We start from the raw sequence: 22,558 nt of genomic DNA, 5'->3' as shown, positions 1-22,558 counted from the left end.
TCCTGCGTCGTCTTTCGTAGTTCTTCCGGCGCGCTGGGGTCATCCCCTACGGGCAGGTTCGGGGTTCCGGGGGAACCCGGGGCCTGCCCGGTGCGTTTACCGTGGAAGAGCGGCGGGGCAGCCGCGCACACCCGGGTGGAGGGAGAAGCGCCGTGGAAACCGTGATCGCGGTACTCGCACTGCTCTTCGTGCTGTTCCTCGCCCTCGGCGCGTACGCCACCGTCAAGGCGGTCGGCGCCGCGAAGCGCGGGGTGGACCGCACGCTCACCCAGGCACGGCGCACCGTCGAGGACACCACGCTGCGCGCGCGGACCCTCGCGCTGCCGGGTCCCGCGGGCGAGCTGGCACAGCTCCGGCTGAGACTGCGCACCTCCCTGCGGGCCACGCGGGAGGCGCTGGAGGCGGGCGCGACCGAGGACGCCTCGCTGAAGGAGTCGCTGGGCCTCTTCGAGCGGCTCGGCGCGCACGGCCGGCAACTGGACGAGGAACTCAGGCGCCTGGAGGGCGAACCGGACCGCTCCGGCCTCGCCCGCCGCCTGCCCGAACTGCGTGAGCGCACGGAGCGGATCACCAAGTCCGCCGACTCCCTGCGCTGGGCGGCCCACGAGCGCGCCCGCCGCTTCACGGAGGACGACCTGTCCACGCTGAGCGGGCAGATAGACATCGAGGCGGGCGCGCTCAGGCACTGGACGACGGAACCGGCGCCGGGGCGGGACACGGCAGCGGCGGAGCCGGCGCCGCCGGAACGGGGGGAGCGGGCAACGGGGAAGTCCGCGGCGCAGACGGACCCGCCGGTGCGTCCCGCCGTCGCGCCGCCCGCGCCGCGGGCCACGTACCCGTGGGACAAGAAGCCCCGTCCCGAGACGACGACATGAAGGGTGCCCCGGTGGATGACGTGATCCCGCCGGTGTCACCACAAGCGGAAGGGGTCGGGCTGCCTCCGCTTCGCCACGGCAGGTAACCTCCAGCTCATGTCCCGCCATGTCGCGATCGTCACCGATTCAACGGCCTACCTGCCGCCGCGGACGATGGAGCGCCACGGCATCACCTCGGTGCCGCTGACCGTGGTGCTGGGCGACCGGGCATTCGAAGAGGGCACCGAGATCTCGGCCCGCTCCCTGGCGGAGGCACTGCAGAAGCGCCGCTCCGTCACCACCTCCCGGCCCAGCCCCCAGCTCTTCGCGGAGACCTACCGCAGGGTCGCCGGGGCGGGCGCCAAGGAGATCGTCTCCCTCCACCTCTCCTCCGAGTTCTCCGGTACGTACGACGCCGCGGCGCTGGCCGCGCGAGAGGCACCCGTGCCGGTGCGCGTCGTGGACACCGGCATGGTCGCCATGGCGCTCGGCTTCTGCGCCCTGGCCGCGGCGGAGACGGCGGAGGCGGGCGGCACGGTCGACGACGCGGTCACGGCCGCGGAGAAGCGGGCCGCCGGGACGTCCGCGTTCTTCTACGTCGACACCCTCGACTACCTGCGGCGCGGCGGCCGGATCGGCGCGGCCCAGGCACTGTTCGGCTCCGCGCTGGCCGTCAAACCGCTGCTGCGCCTGAACGACGGCCGCATCGACCTCCTCGAGAAGGTCCGCACGGCGTCCCGGGCGATCGCCCGCCTCGAGGAGATCGTGGCCGAACGGGCGGCCGGCGCCCAGGTGGACATCGCGGTGCACCATCTCGCCGCCCCCGAGCGGGCGTCGGCGCTCGCTGAGCGGCTGCGGACCAGGGTCCCGGGGCTCGAGGACCTCCATGTCAGCGAGGTCGGCGCGGTGATCGGGGCGCACACGGGGCCGGGGCTGCTCGGCGCGGTGGTCTCACCCCGCTGAGGCGCCTGCGATTGTTGAGGCGCCGCAACCGGCTGAGGCGCCTCAACTCATTGAGAGGCCTCAAGTCGCTGAGGTGCCTCAAGTGGCTGACGTTCCTCATCTCACCGAGATGCTTCACCCCCGGGGGTGACGGAGATATCCACAACCGGCCGGTAGTCCACGGGTTCCGAGCAAGATCATCGCGGTTTCCGTGGGGTGCCCCATCCTGCCCGCATGGCACTTCGATCACCTTCACGCACGGCGAATCCCACCAGTGGTCCGGGCCGGGGCCCGGCTTCCGAGGGCCGCTCCCGGCACCGCTCCGCACGGAACGGCTCCGCCCGGTACGGCGCCGCGCGGCGACACGGTCCCGATCGGCGCGGACGCGGACGGCACGGTCCCCGGCGGCACGCTTCGGCCGAGGCGCTGCGGGTCCGCGCGGAAGCCCTCTTCCCGCCGGGACCGGACACGGGCCGGCCCGCGCCCCCCGAGCCGGACCCACTGGCCGAGGACCGGCTGCCGTCGCCGCGGACTCATCCCTTCTTCACCGGACAGGACTGGGAACCGCGACCTGAACGCGAGGCGGCGGGCAACGGTCCGCCGGGACGGGGTGAGCGGCCGGTGTCTCCGACGTACGGGATGGGCGAGCACGCGCACACGACCGCGCGGGCGCCGTACCGGGCGGTGCCGGGGGCGCCGCCGGAGGCGGAGGAACCCGGGGAGGCGGAGGGGCCGCCGGAGGCGGAGGAGCCGGCAGTCGGCGCGGAGGGCGTGTCCGTGCCGACATGGCGGGAGCGGGTGGCGCTCGCGGTGCGTGAGCGCACCCCGCTGTGGCTGCAGACCCGGTGCGGACTGGAGGGCAGGAGCGTGGCGGCACTGGCCGTCCTGCTCCTGGCGGCCGCGGTCCTCGCCGGCGGTCACTTCTGGTCCGGCCGTACCGAGGAGGTCGAGGCACCACGCGCGGTGGGGGCGGAACTCCCCCGCGGCGGACGCGCCGACGGCACGGAACCGGTGCCGAGGCCGTCGCCGGACCTGCGGGGCGCGAGTGTGCCGGGGTCCTCCCCGACGCCGGGGCCGGGGAGCGGCGAGGCGACGGTCGTCGTCGACGTGAGCGGCAAGGTGCGGCATCCCGGCATCCGGCGGCTGCCCGCGGGGTCCCGGGTCGCGGACGCCCTGCGCGCGGCCGGGGGAGTGCGCTCCGGTACGGACCTCGGCACCCTGAACCGGGCCCGGGTGCTGGTGGACGGCGAGCAGGTCGTGGTCGGGGGCGACGCACTCGCCCCGGCTCCCGGCACCGTCCCCGCGCCGGGAGCGGGAGGCACCGGTGCGGGACTCGGCGGTGCGGCCGCCGGGCCGGCGAGCCCGCTGTCCCTGAACTCCGCCACCGCCGACCAGTTGGACACCCTGCCGGGGGTGGGACCCGTCCTGGCCGGGCACATCCTCGACTACCGCACCCAGCACGGGGGTTTCACCTCGGTCGACCAACTGCGCGAGGTGACGGGCATCGGTGACCGGCGCTTCGCGGACCTCCGCGACCTGGTGCGGCCATGAGCACCCCACGGACGGCGGTGCCGGTGCCGGTGCGCGTGCCTTGGCACGGCCGTCGCTCCCGGCAGCCGAGCGGCGGGCCCCCGGGTGGGCCGCCGGGGTCGCCGGGGTCGGCGGAGCCGGCGGAGCCGGTGGGACCCGGCGGGCCGGATCCCGGCTCCGGTCTCCGCGACGGGCGGGCCGCCGGGTCCCCGGTGGGCGGCGGACGGCTGGGGGAGGCGCATCCGCGGCAGCGGAACCCGAGCGACCTGCGGCTCGTGCCACCGGCGCTCGGCGCGTGGGCGGCGGCCGCCTGGGCACTGGACGCGCCGCCGGGGTGGGTGACCGGTGTCGCCCTCGGCTGCGCGCTGGCCGCCGGAGGGCTGCTGCTGTCACGCCGGACCGCCTGGCCGGCGGTGCCCCTCGCCGCCGTACTGCTGTGTGTCGCCGCGGCCGCCACCTCGGCGGGACTGCACGGCGCGGACCTGCGACGGGGACCGGTGCCCGAGCTCGCCCGCCACTTCGCCACGGCGACCGCGGAGGTCGACATCACCTCGGATCCACGGCTGGTCCGCCCGAAGGTCGTCGGCGACCACGCGGCACCGGCCACGGTGCTGCTGCACGCGGACGTGCGGCGCCTGACGAGACCGGACGGCACGACGGCGGCGACCCGGACTCCGGTACTGCTCCTGGTCGACGCCCGCAGCCACCGCATCGCCCCCGCCCCGGCCGGAACAGGTGCCGGCCCGGGTACGGACGGGGACCGGCGCTCGCCCTGGCTGGAGCTGCTGCCCTCCACCCGCCTGAAGGTGGTCGCGCGGCTCGCGCCACCCCTGTCCGGCGGGGACCGGGTCGCGGCCGTGCTCCGGGTACGGGGCAAGGGACCGCCCGAGACGGTGGGAGCGCCCTCGGCCCCGCAGCGCTGGGCGGGGCACCTGCGGGCCGGGCTCAGGGAGGCGACCGCCGGCCTCGGTCCGGACCCGCGGGCGCTGCTGCCCGGACTGGTCGTCGGGGACACGGCACGGGTCACCCCCGAACTGGACGAGGCGTTCAAGGCCACCGACCTGACCCACCTCCTCGCCGTCAGCGGAGGCAACTTCACGCTGCTCCTCGCCCTGTTCCTCGGCCCTCCGGGACTCGCCCAGCGCGCGGAACGGCGCGGACTGGCTCCGCGGCTCGGGATCTCCCTGCGCGGGACCGCGCTGCTCGGCGCGGTGCTCACGCTGGGGTTCGTCGTGGTGTGCCGGCCGGACCCGAGCGTGCTGCGGGCGGCGGCCTGCGGCGGGATCGCGCTCCTCGCCCTCGCGACCGGACGGCGCAGATCCCTGCTGCCCGCGCTCGCCGCGGCGGTGCTGCTGCTCGTGCTGTACGACCCGTGGCTGGCCCGTGGATACGGCTTCCTGCTCTCCGTCCTGGCCACCGGCGCGCTCCTCACCCTGGCTCCCCGGTGGAGTGCCGCGCTGCGCCGACGGGGGGTTCCGGCGCGGCCGGCCGAGGCGCTGGCGGCGGCGGCCGCCGCGCAGGCACTGTGCGCCCCGGTGGTCGCGGTGCTGTCCGCCCGGGTCAGCCTGGTGGCGGTGCCGTGCAACCTGCTCGCGGAGTTCGCGGTCGCCCCGGCCACCGTGCAGGGCTTCGCGGCCCTGGCGGCGGCACCCGTGTCGATGCCGCTCGCCGAACTCCTCGCCCGGTGCGCGGGGTGGCCCGCGGGGTGGATCGCGGGCATCGCCCGCACCGGGGCCTCCCTGCCGGGCGCGGGCGTGGACTGGCCGGGCAGTTGGACCGGAGCCGCGCTGCTGGCACTGGCCACGGCCGGGGCCGTGCTCGTCGGACGGCGCATCCTGCGACGTCCGTGGCTCGCGGCCGCGACCGCGCTGCTCCTGGTGCTGGTGGTGCTTCGGCCACCTCCGCTGACCAGGGTCATCACCGGATGGCCGCCCCCGGGGTGGCGCTACGCGATGTGCGACGTCGGCCAGGGTGACGCGACCGTCCTCGCGGCGGGCGAGGGCGCCGGCATCGTGATCGACGCCGGACCCGATCCGGCGCTGGTGGACCGGTGCCTGCGCGCGCTCGGCATCAGCCGCGTCCCGCTGGTGGTGCTCACCCACTTCCACGCCGACCACGTCGCAGGGCTGCCCGGCGTCCTGCGGGGGCGCGCGGTGGGGGCCATCGAGACGACCGGCCTCGAGGATCCCGCCGAACAGGCGCGGTCCGTCCGCGCCCGGGCGGCGGCCCGGCACATCCCCGTGATCCGCGCGGTCGCGGGCGAGCGGCGCCGCACCGGAACACTCACCTGGCAGGTCCTCTGGCCCCCGCCCGACCCCGTGCCCCACCCCGAGGGACCCAACGACGCCAGCGTCACCCTGCTCGTGCGGTCCGGCGGACTGCGGCTGCTCCTGCTCGGCGACCTCGAACCCCCTTCCCAGCAAGCCCTGCTGACCTCCCCCACCGCTGGGCAACTCGACAAAGTGGACGTCCTCAAGGTGGCCCACCACGGCAGCGCCTACCAGGACGCGGGCCTCCTGCACCGGGTCGCACCCCGCCTCGCCCTCATCTCCTGCGGCGAGGACAACCCCTACGGCCACCCCGCCCCCGGCACGGTGGCGGCACTGGAGGCGGAGGGCGCGAGGGTGCTCCGTACGGACAGGGACGGGGCGATCGCGGTGACGGGCGAGGGGGCGCGGTTGGGGGTGGTGCGGAACTGAGCCCCGCGCCACGCGGCGCGGCCACGGAGCAGTCCCGAGGCCCACGTGATGGCCGTACGGCCATTTCGGCCTCAGCGTACGGTGAGGACCAGCTTCCCCACGGTGCGGTTCGTCTCGGACAGAGCGTGGGCGCGGGCGCCTTCGGCGAGGGGGACGGTGTCGGAGACGTGGGCGCGGAGGCTGCCCCGGCGGACGAGGTCGGCAAGGGCGCGCATACCGGCCTGGTCGTGCTCGACGATCAGGGTGACGGCGCGGACCCGGGCCTTCTCCGCCGCGGCCGCGGTGTCCTCGGCGCCCGGCAGCAGGGAGACGAGGACTCCGCCCGGGCGGAGCACGCCCACCGAGCGGGTGGCGTTCTCGCCGCCGAGGGAGTCGAGGACGATGTCGTAGCGCTCCGCGGTGTCGGTGAAGTCCTCGGAGCGGTAGTCGACGCAGGCGTCCGCGCCGAGCGCGCGCAGGAAGTCGTGCTTGGCGGCCGTGGCGGTCCCGGTGACGTGCGCGCCGCGGGCCTTGGCGATCTGCACGGCGAGGTGGCCGACCCCGCCGGCCGCGGCGTGGATCAGCACCCGCTGCCCGGCCTCCAGCCCCGCGGTCTCGACGAGTGCCTGCCAGGCGGTGAGCGCGGCCAACGGCAGGGCGGCCGCCTGGACGTGGTCGATCTCGGCGGGCTTGGCGACGAAGGCGCGGGTGGGGCCGGTCACGTACTCGGCGTGGGAGCCGGCCCCATGCGGGTAGGGCAGCATGCCGAACACCTCGTCACCGGGCTCGAAGAGGGTGACGCCGAAGCCGGTTTCCACCACGGTGCCGGAGACGTCCCAGCCGAGGGTCAGCGGCGGGGGCGGCAGGAAAATGCTCAGGGCGCGGTGTTTGACGTCCGTGGGGTTGAGCCCTGCCGCGTGCACGGCGACGAGGATCTCCCCGGGGCCTGGCGCGGGCCGGGGGAGCCTGGTCGGGCGCAGGACCTCGGGGCCGCCGAGGGCCGTCTGGCGCAGGGCGAGCATCGTGGGGGCGGCACCGGGGGCGGCACCGGGGGCGGCGGGAAGCGCGGGGTCCGGGGAGCCGGGGTTCTCAGGGGTGTCCGTCGAAGTCATGTCTCGATCCTGGACGTGGGGACCGGGCCGGGGCGATGGCGCAATGGTCAGCCTCCGATACATTCCTGCCATGCCCCCCGTGCCTGCCCTCTCCGCCGGTCGCGGTGTTTCCGGTGCTCCCGGTGCCCCCGGCGCTCCGGGCCTCCGCTCCACCGACCGCCCTTCCGCCTACCCGCCACCGGCCCGCGACCTCGTCGAGCGCGCGGCCGAGCTGAGCCGCCGGATGAGCCCGCCCCCGCGACCCGGCGCCCACAAAGTCGTCGTGCTCGCCCTCGACGGCGTCTATCCCTTCGAACTCGGCATCCCCCACCGGGTTCTGGGTTCCGCCGGTGGCCGCTACGAGGTGCTGTCCGCGAGCGTGGACGGGCAGCCCGTGCGCACCGACGCGGACCTGACCGTCGTCCCCGGGCACGGCCCCGAGGTGCTGGCCGAGGCGGACACCGTGGTCATCCCCCCGTACGCGGTCTCCCCGGTCCCCGACCCGCGGGCCCTCGCCGCCCTGTCCCGCGTCCGCCCCGGCACCCGGCTGGTGTCCATCTGCACCGGCGCCTTCCTGCTGGCCGTGGGCGGGTTCCTGGAGGGGCGCCGGGCCGCCACCCACTGGGCGCTCACCGATTTCTTCCAGGAGTTGTTCCCCCGGGTCGAACTCGACGCCGGCGTGCTCTTCGTCGACCACGGCGACGTGCTGACCTCGGCGGGAGCGGCGAGCGGCGTCGACGTCTGCCTGCACCTGGTGCGCCAGGACCACGGCAGCGAGGTCGCCAACGAGGTCGCCCGTCGCTGCGTCGTGCCGCCGTACCGGGACGGCGGGCAGGCCCAGTACATCGAGCGGCCGCTGCCGCCGGCGAGCGAGACCGGCACCGGGCCGACCCGTGACTGGGCGCTGCGGCGGCTGGAGGGGCCCGTGTCGCTGGACGAGATGGCCGCGCACGCGGCGATGAGCACCCGCACCTTCGCCCGGCGCTTCCGCGAGGAGACCGGGCTGAGCCCCGGCCGCTGGCTGACCCAGCAGCGGCTGCGGCGGGCGCGGAACCTGCTGGAGTCCAGCGACCTGCCGGTCGAGCGGGTCGCCCACGAGGTCGGCTTCGCCACCGCCACCTCGCTCCGGCGGCACCTGGCGGCGGAGGCCGGGGTGTCGCCGTCGGCCTACCGGCGCACTTTCCGCGCCTCGGCCCCGGCCTCGGCCCCGGCCCCGGCCCCGGCCTCGACCCCGGCCCCGGCCTCGGGCGCGACGCCGGGCACCTCTCCGTCGCGGTCGTCACGGAGAATGGGCGCGTGAGCGATGTGAGACACGTGCTCGTGCTGCCGGACCGCGAGGCCGCGGAGGAGGCGGCGGAGGCGCTGGGGGAGCGGTTCCGGCTGGACGAGGAGCCGCAGCTCGTCCGTGACGCGCTGGCCGGTGAGGACGACGCCGAGGACGCGCAGTGGCTCCTCGTGCTGCGGGACGAGGCGGGCCGGCTCGACCCGGCGGAGCTGGACGCGTTCGCGGGGGAGTGGGAGGGGTGGCGCGAGGAGCCGTAGCCCGCGCCCGCATACGTCCGGCGGGGACCGCCTCGGGGCCGCGTTGTCGGTGGCTCGTGCGATGCTGTGGGCGATGGCCAGGAAGACCGCACCAGACGACCCTCTCGCCCCCGTCACCCTCGCCGTGGGCCAGGAGGACCTCCTGCTCGACCGTGCCGTACGGGAGGTGGTGGCCGCCGCCAAGGCCGCCGACGCCGACACGGACGTACGTGACCTGAACCCGGACCAGCTTCCGCCCGGCACGCTCGCCGAGCTGACCAGTCCCTCGCTCTTCGCCGAGCGCAAGGTCGTCGTCGTACGCAACGCGCAGGATCTTCCCGCCGACACGGTCAAGGAGTTCAAGGCGTACTTCGCCTCGCCCGCCGAGGAGATCACCCTCGTCCTGGCGCACGCGGGCGGTGCCAAGGGCAAGGGATTGCTCGACGCGGCCCGCAAGTCGGGGCTGGCGCGCGAGGTGGCCTGCCCGAAGATGACGAAGCCGGCGGACCGGCTGGCCTTCGTGCGCGGGGAGTTCCGCACACAGGGGCGCTCGGCCACGCCCGAGGCCTGCCAGGCCCTGGTCGACGCGATCGGCAGCGACCTGCGGGAGCTGGCCTCCGCGGTCTCGCAGCTCGTCGCGGACGTGGAGGGGACGATCGACGAGGCCGTCGTCGGCCGCTATTACACGGGCCGGGCCGAGGCGTCGAGCTTCACGGTCGCGGACCGCGCGGTCGAGGGGCGGGCGGCGGAGGCGCTGGAGGCGCTGCGCTGGTCGCTGTCGACGGGGGTGGCGCCGGTGCTGATCACCAGCGCGCTGGCCCAGGGCGTGCGGGGTATCGGGAAGCTGCTCGGCAACCGGGGCGGTCGGCCGGCCGATCTGGCCCGGGAGCTCGGCATGCCGCCGTGGAAGATCGACCGGGTGCGGCAGCAGATGCGCGGGTGGACGCCGGACGGGGTGGCGACGGCGATGCGGGCGGTCGCGGAGGCGGACGCCGGGGTGAAGGGCGGCGGGGAGGACGTGGGGTACGCCCTGGAGAAGGCGGTGGTGGCCATCGCCCGCGCGGCTCGCTCCCGCGGCGGATCCTGACCCGGGAGGACCGACCCCTCAGGGACGATCCCTCAGAGACCGGCCCCTCAGAGACCGGCCCCTCAGAGACCGACTCCTCAGGACCCGACCTCTTACGGACCGACTTCTCAAGGGCCGCCCCCCCTCAGGGCCGACTCCTCAAGGACCGACCCCTCGAAACCGTCCCCGGGCACACCGAAGGCCCACGCTCCGCCCTGGGGAAGGGGGAAACGCGGGCCCTGGTGAAGCGAAGGGTTCGCACCCGCGTGGCGAACGCAGGCCGCGTGCGAACCCGGGGGCCGGAAGGGAGCGGATGAGAGAGGGCCCGCTCGTGTCCCTCCGGCGTGTGGACCCGTGGGCACGGACGAGTCCGTGACCGCGGATCCGGACGGACCCCTACGGGTCCGGCTCAGATCACGGGCGAAGGGCCTCAGCCCTTCAGCGCTGCCACCTTGGTGGCCAGGGCCGACTTCTTGTTGGCGGCCTGGTTCTTGTGGATGACGCCCTTCGAGACGGCCTTGTCGAGCTCACGCGCGGCAACGCGCTGGAACTCGGTGGCCTTCTCGGCGTCGCCCGCGGCGGCGGCCTCGCGAGCCTTGCGGATCGCGGTCTTGAGCGAGGACTTCACGGCCTTGTTGCGCAGCCGAGCCTTCTCGTTCGTCTTGTTCCGCTTGATCTGGGACTTGATGTTCGCCACGAAGGAGCCTTTTCAGGTTCTGGCACACGAGGGAGCAACCGCGGACGGGGACCGCCTCGCGCGCCGGTGATTTCTTGGAGTCGCGCCTTCTGTGAGAGGACAGAAGACACAGCTGCCCAGGCTACCAGTCGCCCGGCGGGCCGCCCAAACCACCCGGCGCCCCCGGCCCGTGGGACCATGGAGGCTGCGTAACGATCCGACCCGAGACCGCAGACGCTGCGGACGCCTCAAGAATCAGGACCCTGCGTGCCCGCGATCCCCAGCCACGTGCCCGAGCCGAGCCGTACCGACCCGGCGCTGATCCGCAATTTCTGCATCATCGCGCACATCGACCACGGCAAGTCCACGCTCGCCGACCGGATGCTCCAGTTGACCGGTGTGGTCGAGCAGCGGCAGATGCGCGCCCAGTACCTCGACCGCATGGACATCGAGCGCGAGCGCGGCATCACGATCAAGTCCCAGGCGGTGCGCCTGCCGTGGGCCCCCACCCACGACAAGAGCGCCACGCACATCCTCAACATGATCGACACCCCGGGGCACGTCGACTTCACCTACGAGGTCTCGCGTTCGCTCGCCGCCTGCGAGGGCACGGTCCTCCTCGTCGACGCCGCCCAGGGCATCGAGGCGCAGACCCTCGCCAACCTCTACCTGGCGATGGAGAACGACCTCACGATCATCCCGGTGCTCAACAAGATCGACCTGCCCGCCGCGCAGCCGGAGAAGTTCGCCGAGGAACTCGCCAACCTCATCGGCTGCGACCCCGGTGACGTCCTGAAGGTGTCCGCCAAGACCGGGCTCGGCGTCGAGGCGCTGCTGGACAAGGTGGTCCAGCAGGTCCCGGCCCCGGTCGGGGTCGCCGACGCGCCCGCCCGCGCGATGATCTTCGACTCGGTGTACGACTCCTACCGGGGCGTCGTCACCTACGTCCGTGTCATCGACGGACAGCTCAACAAGCGCGAGCGGATCCGGATGATGTCCACCGGCGCCACGCACGAGCTGCTGGAGATCGGTACGAACTCGCCGGAGATGCTGCCGGCCGACGGCCTGGGCGTCGGCGAGGTGGGCTACCTCATCACCGGCGTGAAGGACGTGCGGCAGTCCAAGGTCGGTGACACGATCACCAGCCAGGTCAAGGGCGCCGAGGAGGCGCTGGGCGGCTACAAGGACCCCAAGCCCATGGTGTTCTCCGGGCTGTATCCGCTGGACGGCTCGGACTACCCCGATCTGCGCGAGGCGCTGGACAAGCTCCAGCTCAACGACGCCGCGCTGGTCTACGAGCCGGAGACCTCGGCCGCGCTGGGCTTCGGTTTCCGCGTCGGCTTCCTCGGGCTGCTGCACCTGGACGTGATCCGCGAGCGGCTGGAACGCGAGTTCGGGCTCGACCTGATCGCCACGGCGCCCAACGTGGTCTACCGCGTGATCATGGAGGACGGCACCGAGCACACCGTCACCAACCCGAGCGAGTTCCCCGAGGGCAAGATCGACGAGGTCTACGAGCCGGTCGTGCGGGCCACCATCCTGGCGCCGACCGAGTTCATCGGCGCGATCATGGAGCTGTGCCAGACCCGCCGGGGCACCCTGCTCGGCATGGACTACCTCTCCGAGGACCGTGTCGAGATCCGCTACACGCTCCCGCTCGCCGAGATCGTGTTCGACTTCTTCGACCAGCTCAAGTCCAAGACGCGCGGGTACGCCTCGCTCGACTACGAGCCCACCGGCGAGCAGTCCTCCAGCCTCGTCAAGGTCGACATCCTGCTGCACGGGGACAAGGTCGACGCCTTCTCCGCCATCACCCACAAGGACCAGGCGTACGCGTACGGCGTACGCCTGGTCGCCAAGCTGCGGGAACTCATCCCGCGGCAGAACTTCGAGGTGCCGGTCCAGGCGGCCATCGGCTCCCGGGTGATCGCCCGCGAGACCATCCGCGCCATCCGCAAGGACGTCCTCGCCAAGTGCTACGGCGGTGACATCTCCCGCAAGCGGAAGCTGCTGGAGAAGCAGAAGGAAGGCAAGAAGCGGATGAAGATGGTGGGTTCGGTGGAGGTTCCGCAGGAGGCCTTCATCGCCGTCCTGTCCAGCGACGACGGCGGCGGTGCCGCCAAGGGCAAGAAGTAGTCCTCCGCCTCGCCGTGAACGGGGGGACGAAGCGGATATGAAGGGGCCCGTCGTGCGAAAGTGCGGCGGGCCTCCGGCGTGCGTACGGTCGGCCTCCGGAGGAAGTGAGCGCACATGGCCCCTTACCAACCGGCCGGTCGGCCCTTACGCTGTGCTCGGTAGTTACTCGCGAGTTAAACAAGAGTCGTTGCCCGTGAGTGGAACAACACTGAGAGTGAAACCAGCCGCACCTGAGTCAGCCGCACCGTCGCGGGCCCGGAGGATGTCGTGAGCGACACACAGACACTGATCGAGAACCGTCCGCCCTCCGTGGCGGCCCTCTTCCTGGAGCGCGTGGCGGCCACACCGGACGCCGAGGCATACCGCTACCCCGTGCCGTCCCCCTCCGGGGAGGGGCCGGACGACTGGAAGACCCTGAGCTGGGGACAGGCCGCCGAACGCGTGCACGCCATCGCGGCGGGGCTCATCCAGCTCGGCGTGCGCCCCGAGGAGCGGGTCGCACTCGCCTCCTCCACCCGCATCGAGTGGATCCTCGCCGACCTCGGCATCATGTGCGCGGGCGCGGCGACGACCACCGTCTACCCGCAGACCAACGCGGAGGAGTCGGCGTTCATCCTCGCCGACTCCGAGAGCCGGGTGCTGATCGCGGAGGACGCCGCACAGCTCGCCAAGGCCCGCGAGAAGCGCGCCGAGCTGCCCGAGCTGGCCCACGTGGTGGTCGTCGACGCGGCAGGCGTCGAGCGGACCGCCGAGGAGGGCGACTGGCTTCTCACCCTGGACGAGCTGGAGAGCCGGGGCGCCGCCCATCTGCAGAAGCACCCCGAGCTGATCAAGGAGCGGGTGGGGGCGATCACCAAGGACCAGCTCGCCACCCTCATCTACACCTCCGGCACCACCGGCCGCCCCAAGGGTGTGCGTCTGCCGCACGACAACTGGTCGTACATGGCGAAGGCCACCGCCGCGACGGGGCTGATCCACGGCGACGACGTGCAGTACCTGTGGCTGCCGCTCGCCCACGTGTTCGGCAAGGTGCTCACCTCCGGGCAGATCGAGGTGGGACACGTCACCGCCGTCGACGGCCGCGTCGACAAGATCATCGAGAATCTGCCGGTCGTGCAGCCGACGTACATGGCCGCCGTGCCGCGCATCTTCGAGAAGGTCTACAACGGCGTCGCCGCCAAGGCCCGGGCGGGCGGCGCGGCCAAGTACAAGATCTTCCAGTGGGCGGCCGGCATCGCCCGCGAGTACGCCAAGGTCACCCAGGACAACTTCCGGCGCACCGGGACGGCCTCCGCCCCGTTCGGGCTCACCACGAAGCACAAGGCCGCCGACCGGCTCGTCTTCGCCAAGATCCGCGAGGCCTTCGGCGGGCGGCTGCGCGCCTGCGTCTCCGGCTCGGCCGCGCTCGCGCCCGACATCGGCTACTTCTTCGCCGGCGCCGGCATCCACATCCTGGAGGGCTACGGGCTCACCGAGTCCTCGGCGGCCTCCTTCGTCAACCCCGGCGAGGCCTACCGCACCGGCACCGTCGGCAAGCCGCTGCCCGGCACCGAGGTGCGCATCGCCGACGACGGCGAGGTCCTGCTGCGCGGCCCCGGCATCATGCAGGGCTACCACGGGCTGCCGGAGAAGACCGCCGAGGTGCTGGAGCCGGACGGCTGGTTCCACACCGGCGACATCGGCGAGCTGTCGCCCGACGGCTACCTGCGCATCACCGACCGCAAGAAGGACCTGATCAAGACCTCCGGCGGCAAGTACGTGGCGCCGGCCGAGGTCGAGGGCCAGTTCAAGGCGGTGTGCCCCTACGTCTCCAACATCCTGGTGCACGGTGCCGACCGGAACTTCTGCACCGCGCTCATCGCCCTCGACGAGGAGGCCATCCTCGGCTGGGCGAAGGAGAACGGGCTGGAGGGCAAGTCGTACGCGGAGGTCGTGGCGGCGCCGGCCACGGTCGCCCTCATCGAGCTGTACGTCACGGAGCTCAATCAGGGCCTGCAGCGCTGGCAGACCATCAAGAAGTTCCGCCTGCTGCCCCGCGACCTCGACGTGGAGCACGGCGAGATGACGCCGAGCCTCAAGCTCAAGCGCCCGGTGGTGGAGCGCGAGTTCGGCCACCTCATCGACGAGATGTACGCCGGGACGCGCGAGGCGTGACGGCGGCGGCCGTGTCCGTGCAGCGCCGCCGGGGTCGCCCGGGGACCCGGCGGTGCGCACGGTCCGGGGACGGACGCACGAGTGCCGCGTCCGCGAATCGACGGACGCGGGTCCGCGTCCACGGATGCACGTCCGTGAACCCACGTCCGTGAACCCACGTCCGTGAATCCACGTCCGAGGATCTACGTCCGTGAATCCACGTCCGTGATTCCGCGTCCGAGGATCTACGCGTTCCGCATCCGGCGCAGGGTCTCCTCCATGCGCCGTACGTGGTGGCGCAGCGCGAAGATCTCCTGGGCCGGGTGCGTGGACAGCTCCGAGTCGAGCTCGTCGAGGTGGGCCGAGAGCTGCTCGAACTGCCGCCGCTCCCGGGCCACCATCCGTTCGAGCTGCCGGTTCTTGCGGTGCAGGTCCAGGAAGACGCTGACCTTCGCCCGTAGCACCCAGGGGTCGAAGGGCTTGGTGAGGTAGTCGGCGGCCCCGGTGGCGTAGCCCCGGAAGGCGTAGCCCGCGTCCGTGTCCGAACCGGTCAGGAAGATGATCGGGACGTCCTTGGTCTGGTCGACCCGTTTGATGTGCGCGGCCGTCTCGAAGCCGTCCATACCCGGCATGCGGATGTCCAGGAGGACCACCGCGAAGCGCTGTCTCAGCAGGGCCTTCAGCGCCTCCTCGCCGGAGCGCGCGCGGACCAGGGGCTCGTTGAAGGAGCCGAGCACGGCCTCCAGCGCGATCAGGTTGTCCTCCATGTCGTCGACCATGAGGATGCCCGCCCGGTCCTCGGCCGCGGTGCCGGCCCTCGTCTCAGCGTTCATCGCCGGTGCTCCCGCTCGCCGTGTCCCTCATCCCTCGCTCGCCTCCCGGCCGGCCCCCGGTCCGGCGCAGGCCGCCTCCTTCGCGTCTCCGCGTCCGTCACCGCGCCCCTCCTGGTCCGTGCCCGCGTCCGTGCCCGTGCCCTCGTCGCCGTGGCCGTCGCCCTCGTCGCTCCGCCGGTCGAGCAGGGCGCACATCACCGTCAACAGCCTGTCGACATCCACCGGTTTGGGGACGTACTCGTCGGCGCCGTGGGCGAGGGACTCCTCGCGGTCGCCGTGCATCGCCTTGGCGGTGAGCGCGAGGACGGGCACCTCCGCCCAGCGCGGGATGTCGCGGAGGGCGGCGATCGTCTCGTAGCCGTCCATCTCCGGCATCATGATGTCCATCAGGATCAGCTCGACGTCCGGGTGACGTTCGAGCGTCTCGAGGGCCTCCCGGCCGTTCTCCGCGTAGAGCACCGGCATGCCGACCCGGCCGAGGACATGGGTGAGCGCGAAGACGTTGCGGATGTCGTCGTCCACCATCAGCACCGGTCGGCCCCGCAGCACCCGGCCGGCCCGGCCCGAGGCCCATTCCTCGAGGCGGCGGGCGTCCTTGCGGACACCGTCCCGGTCGGGGGCGGGCGCGAGGGCGGGGGCGGGGTGCGGCAGCGGGGCCGGGTGCCTGGCCGACGGAGGGCCGGGGTCCGCGGACGCTTCCGGCGCGGCGCGGCCCGCCGCGTGGCCGGGGCAGGTTACGGGCACGTACAGCGTGAAGGTCGAGCCCTTGCCCGGCCGGCTGGCCGCGGTGATGCGGCCGCCCAGCAGACCCGCGATCTCCCGGCTGATGGACAGGCCGAGGCCCGTGCCGCCGTACTTGCGGTGGGTGGTGCCGTCCGCCTGCTGGAAGGCCTCGAAGATCACCGGGAGTTTCTCCGGGGCGATGCCGATGCCGGTGTCGGAGACCGCGAAGGCGATCACGCCCTCGCCGGACGCGGACGCGGACCCGGAGCCGGACGCGGATCCTGTCTCGTCGCCGTCCGCGGGGCGGTGTTCGGGGTCGTGCACCCGGTTGACGCGCAGCTCGACCCGACCCGAGGCGGTGAACTTGATCGCGTTGGACAGCAGGTTGCGCAGGATCTGCTGGAGCCGCTGCTCGTCGGAGAACATCTCCCGCGGAACGTCCTCGCCGACCGCGATCTCGAAGGCGAGGCCCCGGTCCAGGGTGAGGGGACGGAAGACGGCGTGGACGTAGTCGAGCAGCTTCATCAGCGGCAGCCGCTTGGGGCGGACGTCCATCCGGCCGGCCTCGATCTTCGACAGGTCCAGGATGTCGTTGATGAGCTGGAGCAGGTCGGAGCCGGAGCGGTGGATGGTCTGCGCGAAGTGCACTTCCTGGTCGGTCAGATGGCCGTCGGGGTGTTGTCGGCGAGCAGCCGGGCCAGGATGAGCAGGGAGTTCAACGGGGTGCGCAGCTCGTGCGACATGTTGGCGAGGAACTCCGACTTGTACTGCGAACTCGTCGCGAGCAGCGACGCCTTCTCCTCCAGCGCGGCGTTCGAGCGCCGCAGCTCGGCCTGCTGGCGCTGCAGTTCGTCGGAGCGCTCCTGCAACTGCGTCGCGAGCCGCTGGGACTCGCCGAGCAGCGACTCGGTGCGTGAATTGGCGATGATGGTGTTGATGGCGACGCCGATCGTGTGCACGAACTGGTCGAAGAAGGCCAGATGCACATCCGAGAAGCGCGAGAACGAGGCCAGTTCGATCACGCCGAGGAGCTTGTCCTCGAACAGGATCGGGATGATGACGACGCCGGCCGGGGCCGCCTCGCCCAGCCCGCTGCCGATCTTGATGTAGCCGGGCGGCGCCTCCTCCACCAGGATCCGCTTCTTCTCCCGCGCCGCCTGCCGCACCAGCCCGTGCACCGGGAGCCCGCCGGTCTCCATGGTGGCCTCCTGCGCCGCCCCGTAGCCCGCGATGAAGGCGAGCCCCTTGGCGGGTACGGCGGTGTCCCGCGCCGCCCCGTTCTCGGCCGGGTCCGCCAGGAAGAAGGCCCCGTACTGGGCGTTCACCAGCGGGGTCAGCTCGCGGAGGATGAGGTCGGCGACCTCCATCAGGTCCCGGTGGCCCTGCATCAGCGCCGCGAGCCGGGCCAGGTTGGACTCCAGCCAGTCCTTGGCACGCGTGGTCTCCCGCAGGTTGGCCACCATCAGGTTGATGTTGTTCTTGAGTTCGGAGACCTCGCCGCGCGTCTCCACCGTGATGGAACGTGACAGGTCGCCCTGCGCCACCGCCGAGGCGACCTCGGCGATCGCCCGTACCTGAGTGGTCAGATTCGAGGCCAGTTCGTTCACGCTCGTCGTGAGCCGCTTCCAGGTGCCGTACACGCCCTCGACCCGGGCCTGGCCGCCGAGCTGCCCCTCGCTGCCCACCTCGCGGGCGACCCGGGTCACCTCGGAGGAGAAGGAGGAGAGGGTGTCCACCATCGTGTTGATGGTGTTCTTCAGTTCGAGGATCTCGCCACACGCGTCCACATCGATCTTCTTCGACAGATCGCCGGAGGCCACCGCGGTGGCGACCTGGGCGATGTTGCGCACCTGGGAGGTGAGGTTGTCGGCCATGTAGTTGACGCTGTCGGTGAGGTCCCGCCACACCCCCGACACACCCTGTGCCTGGGCCAGGCCGCCCAGCCGCCCGTCCGTGCCGACCTCGCGCGCCACCCGAGTCACCTCGTCCGCGAAGGCCCTCAGCTGCTCCACCATCGTGTTGACGGTGCCCTTCAGCTCCAGGATCTCCCCGCGCGCGTCGACGGTGATCTTCTTCGACAGATCGCCGTTGGCGACGGCCGTGGTCACCTGGGCGATGTTGCGCACCTGATCGGTGAGGTTCGCGGCCATGAAGTTGACGTTGTCGGTGAGGTCCTTCCAGACCCCCGACACGCCCCGCACCTGCGCGCGACCGCCGAGCTTGCCCTCGGTGCCGACCTCGCGGACCACACGCGTCACCTCCTCGGCGAAGGCGGACAGTTGCTCCACCATCGTGTTGACGGTGAGCTTCAGCTCCAGCAGTTCGCCGGTCGCCTCGACCGTCACCGTGCGGGTCAGGTCGCCGCGCGCCACCGCGGTGGTGACCAGCGCGATGTCACGGACCTGCGCGGTCAGCCGCGAGGCCATCGCGTCGACCGCCTCCGCCGCGTCCCGCCAGCTGCCGGACAGGCCCCGCACCCTCGCCCGGCCGCCGAGCTTGCCCTCGGTGCCGACCTCGCGGGCCACCCGGGTCACCTCACCGGTGAACAGCGAGAGCTGGTCGGCCATCCTGTTGACGGCGCGGCCGAGTCGGTGCAGATCGCCGCGCAGGGGGCGGGTCCCGTCGTGCAGGTCGACCCGCCCGCCGAGATCGCCGCCCGCCACCGCGTCCAGCACGCGGGTGGCGTTCGCCACGGGGGCCGCCAGGGCGTCCAGCACCTCGTTGACCTCGTCGACCCGGGAGGCCCAGTCGCCGAGGCCCGGACTGGCCGAAAGTCGTTCGTCGAGCCGTCCGTGGCGGACCAGTTCCCGGCGTACGCGCCGGAGCTCGCGCCCGAAGTGCGCCTCCCGGTCCACGATCTGGCGGAGGACCGCGCTGAGCTCGGCGAGAGCGACATGCCCGTGACCGGGGGCCACGTCCTGCGCGGCCCGGTGGAAATCACCGTCCCGGACGGCCGTCAGAGCGGAGAGAAGGGGCCGCAGGGCGGCGGGGGTGATCGGCGTCTGCGGGGATGCCGGGACCGATTCCTGATCGACTGCTCGAAATTGATCGTTTTTCAGCCCGTTTTGGAGCGCATCCGTAGCACTGTTCTCACTCATGGCGGCCCACTTCGGTAACTCGGCGCTTATGGCCGGGGCCAGTCTGTCACTCTGTCCGCATCGGTACAGGCGAATTCGACCGACTGCTCCGGGAGCTGTCCATGGGGGCCATTCCCACACAACGGGACACCTGGGCCCGTCCGTCCGCCGCGTCGGCCGCATCCGAGGGAACCTTCCCCACGGATGACGGTGTGTCCGTCGTGGGCGCGTACGGGAGCGCCGGGTGGCGCACGGTGGCGCGCACCTCGCTGCCCGGCGGGGCGCTCGCGCCGGGCGCCGCGCGCCGCTTCGTCCGCGAGACCCTCGCCGCGTGGACGGCCCGCGCGCTGCCCGGCGCCGGGTCGCTGACGGACCGGCTGTGCGACGACGCCGAGGTGGTGGTGAGCGAACTGGTCACCAACGCCGTGGTGCACGCGGGCACGGACGTGGGCGTGGAGTGCCGCCTCGAGTACGCCGAGTGCGCCGGCGCCGAGGAGTTCGGGACGTTCGGGAATCTCGGGAAGTCGGAGAACCTCGGGATGCCGGGGAACCACGGGGACGCCGGGGACTTCGGGACCTCGGCCGGGACCGGGGCCGGGGAGCGTGCCGGGGGCACGGTGGAGGCGGTCGGGCCGCTCGAGGTGATCGAGTGCCTGGATCCGCTCGCGGACGGCGGTCCGCCGCGGGACACCGGTCCGCTGTCGGAGGCCGGGTCCCTCCGGGCGGGGGTGCCTCCGGACCCCGGCGATCCCGGGAACGCCGAGGGCGTGGGTGACCGGCCGGAGGCCGGAACGCGCGGGCCGTACGGCGACGGGGCGGACGCGGAGACGGCCACCGGTGGCTGCGGGGCGACCGGGTACGCGGCGCTCGTCGTGGAGGTCTCGGACCGCCACCCCTCCCGGTCCGTACGGGACGAGGGCTCCCGGACCCACGGCACTCCGGAGTACGGCCGGGGGCTCCGGCTCGTCGCCGCGCTGACCCAGGAATGGGGCATCACCTACCGTCGGGGCAGCAAGTGCGTATGGGCCAGGCTGCCCGGGGGCCTCGGGATCGCCGGTGAGGGGCCGCCCGGGACGCGGGACGCGGCGGGCGGGCGCATGGCGGAGGCCCCGGCCCCCGTCGCGGGAGCGGTCACGCCGCCCGCCGCGGTGACGGCGGGCACCTCGGCCTCCACGGTGGCGGCAGGCGCGCCGGGCGCGGCAGACGCGCCAGGGACGGCAGGCACGGCGGGGGCCGTCACAGCAGACACGGCAGAACAGGCAGGAACGGCGGGCCGGGCGAGCGGGGCGGGCCAGGCAAGCAAGGCGGACATGGCGGACACGGCGGACACGGAGGCCGTGCCCGGTGCGCCTGCCGCCGCGGAGCCGGCCCCGGCGGCCACGGCCGGCGCCCGTCCCGGACCGGCGGAACCGCCCTCCGCGGACGGCCCCCCACCGGCCTCCCGGCCGGACGAACCGCCGGTCGTGGGCGGCCCGCCCGGCTCGCCCGGCACACCCGGCTCGTCGGACACACCGGGCTCGTCGGACACATCCGGCGCACCGGGCCCGTCCTGCCCCTCGGGCCCGTCCTGCCCCTCGGGCCCGTCCTGCCCCTCGGGCCCGTCCTGCCCCTCGGGCCCGTCCTGCCCCTCGGGCCCGTCCGACTCCCGGAGCCCGTCCGACTCCCGGAGCACGTCCGACCCCTCGGGCACGTCCGACTCCCCGGGCACGTCCGGCACGTCCGACCCCTCCGGCCCGCCCGACTCCTCGGACGCGTCCGGCACACCCGGCCCGCCCCGCACGTCCGACGCAACCGCCCCGTCCCGTCCGCCCGTTCCGTCCACCAGGCCGGAGCCGGCCGAGGGGCCGGAGCAGGACTGGCTCGACCGGGGCGCCCTCTCCTTCCTCGCCGAGGCCTCCGACCTGCTGGCCGGGCAGCTCGACGAGGACCTGGTCGCCGCCCTCGCCGGTCAGCTTCTCGTGCCCCGGCTCGCCGAGTGGTGCGCCGTCTGGCTGGACGACGAGAGCACCGATCCGCGCGCCACCGGGACCGGGGCCGCGCACGGCTCCCGGCTCGCCCGCGTCTGGCACAGCGACGAGGACCGGTTGGAGGAACTGCGCCGCGTCCTGGAGAAGGACCCGCCCCGCCTCCCCGAGGCCGCCCGCACCCGTCCCGTGCCGATCCCCTGGCCCGCCGAGGCCCTGGGCCCCTCGCCGGGGGACATCACCGGGACGGACCCGGGAGCGGACCCGGGACTTGACCCGGGAGCGGAGGGGGAGGCGGGAGAGGAGGGCGGCCCCGGCGAGGCCGTCCCCTCCGGTGCCGCGCTCGCCTACCGTCTGATCGCCGGGGGCCGCCCCCTCGGCACCGTCGTCATCGGCCGGTCCGGCGTGCCGCGCTTCCCCGACGGGGCGACCGGGCTGGTCGAGGACCTGTGCCGCCGGGTCGCCCAGGCCGTCGGCGCGGCCCGCCAGTACACCCGCCAGGCCACCATCAGCCGTGTCCTCCAGCGTGGACTGCTGCCCGGCGCGGTCGCCGAGATACCGGGCATGCGCAGCGCCCTCGTCTACGAACCGCGCGACAAGGGCGGTCCGAGCGGCGACTTCTACGACCTGTTCCCGGCCGGTCACGGCCGCTGGTCCTTCGCGATCGGCGACGTCCAGGGCAAGGGGCCCGAGGCCGCCGTGGTCATCGGTCTCGCCCGGCCGTGGCTGCGGCTGCTGGCCCGCGAGGGGTACGCCGTCCCGGAGGTCCTCGACCGCCTCAACCAGCTCCTCCTCGACGACGCGACCGAGGCCTCGGACGCCGCCGCGCGGGCCCTGGTCGCCGCCGGCGTCCCCGACCTGGGCGCCGACGACGGCCCGCAGAACCGGTTCCTGTCCCTGCTCTACGGCGAGCTGGCGCCCGTCGAGGGCGGGGTGCGCTGCACGCTCGCCTCCGCCGGGCACCCGCTGCCGCTGGTCCTGGGGCCCGACGGGAGCGTACGGACGGCGGCCCAGCCGCAGACCCTGCTCGGGGTGGTGGAGGACGCGACGTACGACTGTGAAACGTTCGAACTCCGCTCCGGCGACACGCTGCTGTGCGTCACCGACGGGGTGACCGAGCGACGGCACGGATCGCACCAGTTCGACGACGGCGACGGGCTGGCCGAGGCGCTGGCCGGCTGCACCGGCCTGACCGCGGAACTCGTCGCGGACCGGATCCGCCGGCTCGTGCACGACTTCGGCGACGGACCGCCGGAGGACGACCTGGCCCTCCTGGTCCTCCAGGCGGAGTGACGGTCCGCCCCCCGGCCGGCCCGGTCGCCCCTCGGCCACCG

13 protein-coding genes and 1 pseudogene are annotated in these 22,558 nt (G+C 73.5%); 10 read left to right on the top strand and 4 right to left on the bottom strand.

Annotation, left to right across the window (positions count from 1 at the left end):
* The first annotated feature begins 152 nt into the window (after positions 1 to 152).
* The 4 genes from OHB09_RS10435 (at position 153) to OHB09_RS10420 (ending at position 6,025) form a co-directional block, all read left to right on the top strand.
* The gene (locus OHB09_RS10435) at positions 153 to 875 is read left to right on the top strand and encodes a hypothetical protein (RefSeq protein ID WP_006137433.1); all 723 of its coding nucleotides are present in this window, start codon (positions 153 to 155) and stop codon (positions 873 to 875) included.
* 96 nt (positions 876 to 971) lie between these two features.
* The gene (locus OHB09_RS10430) at positions 972 to 1,817 is read left to right on the top strand and encodes a DegV family protein (protein WP_006137434.1); all 846 of its coding nucleotides are present in this window, start codon (positions 972 to 974) and stop codon (positions 1,815 to 1,817) included.
* Positions 1,818 to 2,417: 600 nt separating this feature from the next.
* A complete protein-coding gene (locus tag OHB09_RS10425) occupies positions 2,418 to 3,347 on the top strand; it encodes a ComEA family DNA-binding protein (RefSeq protein WP_328921874.1) in 930 nt (309 codons plus the stop codon).
* A 128-nt stretch (positions 3,348 to 3,475) separates the two neighbouring features.
* Positions 3,476 to 6,025, top strand: coding sequence for a ComEC/Rec2 family competence protein (locus tag OHB09_RS10420; protein WP_407077317.1), 2,550 nt, complete (start codon positions 3,476 to 3,478; stop codon positions 6,023 to 6,025).
* A gap of 71 nt (positions 6,026 to 6,096) precedes the next feature.
* Here OHB09_RS10420 and OHB09_RS10415 read toward each other — a convergent pair whose 3' ends face one another.
* Complete coding sequence (locus OHB09_RS10415) at positions 6,097 to 7,116, bottom strand: NADP-dependent oxidoreductase (RefSeq protein WP_328921873.1); 1,020 nt, start codon at positions 7,114 to 7,116, stop codon at positions 6,097 to 6,099.
* A 223-nt stretch (positions 7,117 to 7,339) separates the two neighbouring features.
* Between OHB09_RS10415 and OHB09_RS10410 the strand changes: the two genes are divergently transcribed.
* The 3 genes from OHB09_RS10410 (at position 7,340) to holA (ending at position 9,703) form a co-directional block, all read left to right on the top strand.
* Positions 7,340 to 8,395, top strand: coding sequence for a GlxA family transcriptional regulator (locus tag OHB09_RS10410; RefSeq protein ID WP_328923003.1), 1,056 nt, complete (start codon positions 7,340 to 7,342; stop codon positions 8,393 to 8,395).
* Positions 8,392 to 8,637 carry a hypothetical protein gene (locus OHB09_RS10405; protein ID WP_006137442.1) on the top strand — a complete coding sequence of 82 codons (246 nt, stop codon included), beginning with the start codon at positions 8,392 to 8,394 and terminating at the stop codon, positions 8,635 to 8,637. The genes OHB09_RS10410 and OHB09_RS10405 overlap by 4 nt, the downstream gene beginning before the upstream one ends.
* A gap of 73 nt (positions 8,638 to 8,710) precedes the next feature.
* Positions 8,711 to 9,703: a DNA polymerase III subunit delta gene (gene holA / locus OHB09_RS10400; RefSeq protein WP_191853040.1), complete on the top strand. Its 993-nt coding sequence runs from the start codon at positions 8,711 to 8,713 to the stop codon at positions 9,701 to 9,703.
* 409 nt (positions 9,704 to 10,112) lie between these two features.
* Here holA and rpsT read toward each other — a convergent pair whose 3' ends face one another.
* On the bottom strand, positions 10,113 to 10,379 hold the full coding sequence (gene rpsT / locus OHB09_RS10395) for a 30S ribosomal protein S20 (RefSeq protein WP_006137445.1): 267 nt from the start codon (positions 10,377 to 10,379) through the stop codon (positions 10,113 to 10,115).
* Between the two features lie 246 nt (positions 10,380 to 10,625).
* On the opposite strand from rpsT, the gene lepA reads away from it, so the two are divergent.
* Positions 10,626 to 12,494, top strand: a complete 1,869-nt coding sequence (lepA, locus tag OHB09_RS10390) for a translation elongation factor 4 (RefSeq protein WP_006137446.1) — start codon at positions 10,626 to 10,628, stop codon at positions 12,492 to 12,494.
* Between the two features lie 267 nt (positions 12,495 to 12,761).
* Entirely contained in the window at positions 12,762 to 14,648 is a 1,887-nt protein-coding gene (locus OHB09_RS10385) for an AMP-dependent synthetase/ligase (RefSeq protein WP_191853039.1), read from the top strand.
* 224 nt (positions 14,649 to 14,872) lie between these two features.
* Here the strand turns inward: OHB09_RS10385 and OHB09_RS10380 are convergent, their stop codons facing one another.
* Both OHB09_RS10380 and OHB09_RS10375 read right to left on the bottom strand, forming a co-directional pair.
* The gene (locus tag OHB09_RS10380; protein ID WP_006137450.1) at positions 14,873 to 15,460 is read right to left on the bottom strand and encodes a response regulator; all 588 of its coding nucleotides are present in this window, start codon (positions 15,458 to 15,460) and stop codon (positions 14,873 to 14,875) included.
* A 27-nt stretch (positions 15,461 to 15,487) separates the two neighbouring features.
* Positions 15,488 to 19,143: pseudogene (locus tag OHB09_RS10375) on the bottom strand (HAMP domain-containing protein).
* Between the two features lie 338 nt (positions 19,144 to 19,481).
* Here OHB09_RS10375 and OHB09_RS10370 point away from each other — a divergent pair.
* Positions 19,482 to 22,517: a SpoIIE family protein phosphatase gene (locus OHB09_RS10370; protein ID WP_407077358.1), complete on the top strand. Its 3,036-nt coding sequence runs from the start codon at positions 19,482 to 19,484 to the stop codon at positions 22,515 to 22,517.
* Positions 22,518 to 22,558 lie beyond the last annotated feature (41 nt).

Source organism: Streptomyces griseoaurantiacus, from assembly GCF_036189845.1.
GTDB classification, from domain to species: Bacteria; Actinomycetota; Actinomycetes; order Streptomycetales; family Streptomycetaceae; genus Streptomyces; species Streptomyces griseoaurantiacus.
The sequence above is the reverse complement of the archived record's forward strand: the minus strand, read 5'-3'. Positions and strand labels throughout refer to the sequence as shown.